Raw genomic sequence first — 3183 nt, forward strand, 5'->3', positions numbered from 1 at the left:
GCATCAGGCCGCACATGCCGTTCGGCGCTGGCAGGTCGAGACGCCCCCATCCCGTTGAGATCGTCTTGGGACGTTCCTGGACCGGGAAGTCGGACAGCCGGAAGATGCCCTTGAGCGGGAAAGGGGCTGCGTCGGCGATCATCGCCATGACGGCCGCAGGTCCGTGCTGGATCAGCACCTCGTTGGCGTCGGGCTTCTTGCCGCCGAGATCCGGGTACCGCACGAACGAGCACCGCACCCGACCGAGCCTGCGAACGAGCTCGTCGCGAAGACGATCGCCCGGGCCATCGCCATCCGTGAACAGCACGATGTGCTTGATGTTCTTCAGCCGGTCCCAATTGTTGGCGATATATGCGAACTTCTCGTCGTTGTCGGGGTCGATGCCGTCGGCCGACTCTGGGACCGGCGCCAACCTCTTGCCGTTGCTGTCGCGATCGGCGGGAGCGCCGTCGGGCACCGACACGACAAACGGATGGCCAGCGGTCAGGACCGCCAAGCAATCCGGCTCGCCCTCGACGATGACCAGCGGGTCCGTGCCTTTCGATAGCGCCGGGTCGCTCAACACGTCGGCGTTGAAGAAGGTTTTCTTTCCCCCCTTGCGCTGCCAGAAGACCTTTGAGCCGTCGGTGCGCGGCTTGCCACGGTACTTCGTCGCGACCTCCGCACCGCCTTCGATGAAGGGAAACGCCAGGATCGGGCCGTCGGGATCAGCGACGACAACGACGTTATCGGAGCCATCCGCTTCGCGCCGAGCCGAGTAGAGCCCCATAGCTACGGCCACCTCCACGCTGATCTCGCGGCGCTCGAGCCATTGGCTTGCCGAGGTGCTGATCGTCATAGGATCGCCCCCCGGACCAGGAGCAGTGGTGACAGAAGAACACGATACCGTCGGTGTTGATCGTGATGCTTAGGCATGGGTCTTTCCGGTGTTTTCGAGAGGGGGAGCAGCGCGGACAGATCGTCTTGTGATTGCCTGTCGCCGTGTTCCGGCAGCGGATGCCGAGGTCGTCGAGGATTTCGTGAGTGGTTCGTCTCATGGCGCCCCCGTTACACGTCTGGGCGCCGGCGGGGCCGGTCAGGGCTTCCGCCGTATGCTGCGCGAGGGGGAAATTCTCGGTCGACGAAGGTCCGGAAGGCCGCTGGCCAGTCCTTGTATTCGAAGCCTTTAGCCAGTGCCGTGTTGTGGAATTTCGCGAAAAGCCGATCGCCGTCGAAGCCGGCCTTCGCCGCATACGCCGCCATCTCGGGGCTAAGGCTGAAGCCTTCTGGCCAGGGGGCGTTCTGGCGGGCCGTACGACCTCGCCGAGGTTTCGCCGAAGCCGGTTCTTTTGAGGGTGGGGAAGCGCTAGCGCCCCCCTCTTCTTTCTTTTTAGGCTTAGGCTTAGGCTTGCGACCAGCTAGGCGATCGCCTTGGGAGTCGCCTAGCTGGTCGCTTAGCGAACTAGCTAACTCACTGACACTACTGTTAGATTTAGAGAGTACCCTCTCGACGCGGTACAATGCCGTTAAATGGCCACTGTCCGACACAAAGTTGCCATCGTACTTTTCGAGAGCCCTGAGCGCTCGTTGCGCGACACCGAGCTGCTTCTCGATCCGGGCGAGCGCCGCATCGCCGCCCTGCCACCTTTTAGCGTTGCCAGAGGCGCCGGCGTGGCGGGTGCACAGGCGGGCGATCCAGGCCTCGAGCGCCTTTTCGGCGACGAGCTTGTGATACCAGCGCCCGTCGCTGCAGAGCGTCCACCCATGCAGGGCTTCATCCTTCACCGCCGCCCATGCTGCCGCGTCGCGGCCAATATCGGCGAGGCGGGCCAGCATCACGTCATCATCGGGAACTGATGCGGCCGGCACCTCGTGGAAGGATCTAAGCCATAGGCAGAATCCGGCTCGCCAGCCTTCGGCCGATACGGTCGCGTGGAACTCGGACGACAGCAGCTTGCTGATGTGCACCGGCATATACGGAAGTTCGCGGAGGTCGACGTCTCGCGGCACCAGCGGCGCCGGCAGTGACCGTTTGGAATTCCGCCCATTCTTGGCAACGAGTGCCAGGCGGGGTTTGCCGAGGCGGATGATGGGCGCCCTCATTGCGGCGCCCCCGCCGTGGCGGTCGGAGCTTTATCTTGTATATTATACAAGGTTTCTGGCGTCGGAGCCTTGGCAACTTCGTTTACGCTGTCAACGAGGTCTCGCGTCGTGCTGGCCGCGACCTTCACATGCGAGATCAGCTTTGTGATCGCATATTCCAGCCCGCGCAGGTCGTCGGCGCTGGCAAGAGAATGTGCCGCGTCGGCATAACAAGCCGCGGTGGCAAGGTTCTCTTGGATGAAGGCGAGGCTCTGTTCGCGGGGGTCCGTTGGGCTGAGGCTCATGCTGCGGCCCTCCGCAGGCGGAGAAGTATCGCATCAAGCCATTCTGCCTGGCGGTCCGTGGCGTAACCGCCATAACGACCGAGGCGCCGGGCAAGGTCGTGGACGAAGGCTCTCTCTTTGGTGCTCAGACGCATGCCGCCGAAGTCGGCGCACCACCTCGCCTTATCGTAATCGGTGTGGAGATTGTCGGTGCGCTGGCGATCCGTCCACGTGGTGCTGATGGACGGATACTTCGAGACGTTGGTGCCGCCCATCGCGCCGATCTCGTCGGCGAGTTCGACGAAGCTGCTGCCGGCGCCATCAAGGATGCGCCTGAGAGCCCGGGCGGTCGCCAGGGCCTCGTTGTCGTTGGGACTGCCGAGCATCGGGATCGTTTTCGCTACTCGATCGTATGGGATCATTAATGGACCCCCCGCATTGGCTCGATGGTGCTGACGAACATCGCGATCCGGCGCTGCGCCGCGTGGATGAAGGTGATCCACTCCTGCTCGAACTGCGGCCTGGTCTCGACCAGAACAACATGTTGTCGAAGCAAAACGGCGTTCGTTGCCGCTGTCGCGTATGGTTTGAGGTGGGCGCAGCTCGACACCACAACGGCAGACCGGCACTGCTTGAGAAAGCGCCGAAGCGATGGTCGATGGAACCCCGTCGGCCCCAAGGCGGTGTCTGTATCGTCGCCGATCAGGGTGATGGTCGGCCGATCCAAAGGAAGCCGGAAAGGACCGCTGTCGTGAGCTACGGTCGCAGATGCACACCCGTGATCTCGAACCGCCGTGTAAATCGGCACGAGATGGCTGGAGGCGGGATTACTACCAAG

Annotated in this window: 5 protein-coding genes; all 5 read right to left on the bottom strand. The window is 63.0% G+C overall.

Annotated elements, in window-relative coordinates; genetic code table 11:
• Positions 1-838, bottom strand: an 838-nt coding sequence (locus tag GSQ79_RS22830) for a toprim domain-containing protein (protein WP_158811082.1), incomplete at its 3' end; no start/stop codon positions are given.
• A gap of 209 nt (positions 839-1047) precedes the next feature.
• Positions 1048-2082 (bottom strand): DUF1376 domain-containing protein, encoded by a 1035-nt coding sequence (locus tag GSQ79_RS22835; protein ID WP_158811083.1) that lies wholly within the window; start codon positions 2080-2082, stop codon positions 1048-1050.
• Positions 2079-2366 carry a hypothetical protein gene (locus GSQ79_RS22840; protein WP_158811084.1) on the bottom strand — a complete coding sequence of 96 codons (288 nt, stop codon included), beginning with the start codon at positions 2364-2366 and terminating at the stop codon, positions 2079-2081. Before GSQ79_RS22840 ends, GSQ79_RS22835 begins: the two co-directional genes overlap by 4 nt.
• Positions 2363-2731: a hypothetical protein gene (locus tag GSQ79_RS22845; protein WP_158811085.1), complete on the bottom strand. Its 369-nt coding sequence runs from the start codon at positions 2729-2731 to the stop codon at positions 2363-2365. Before GSQ79_RS22845 ends, GSQ79_RS22840 begins: the two co-directional genes overlap by 4 nt.
• Positions 2732-2766: 35 nt before the next feature.
• Positions 2767-3183, bottom strand: a 417-nt coding sequence (locus GSQ79_RS29125) for a hypothetical protein (protein WP_210253187.1), incomplete at its 5' end; no start/stop codon positions are given.

The sequence above is a fragment of the Beijerinckia sp. L45 genome, from assembly GCF_009765775.1.
In the GTDB taxonomy this organism is placed as follows: domain Bacteria; phylum Pseudomonadota; class Alphaproteobacteria; order Rhizobiales; family Beijerinckiaceae; genus RH-AL1.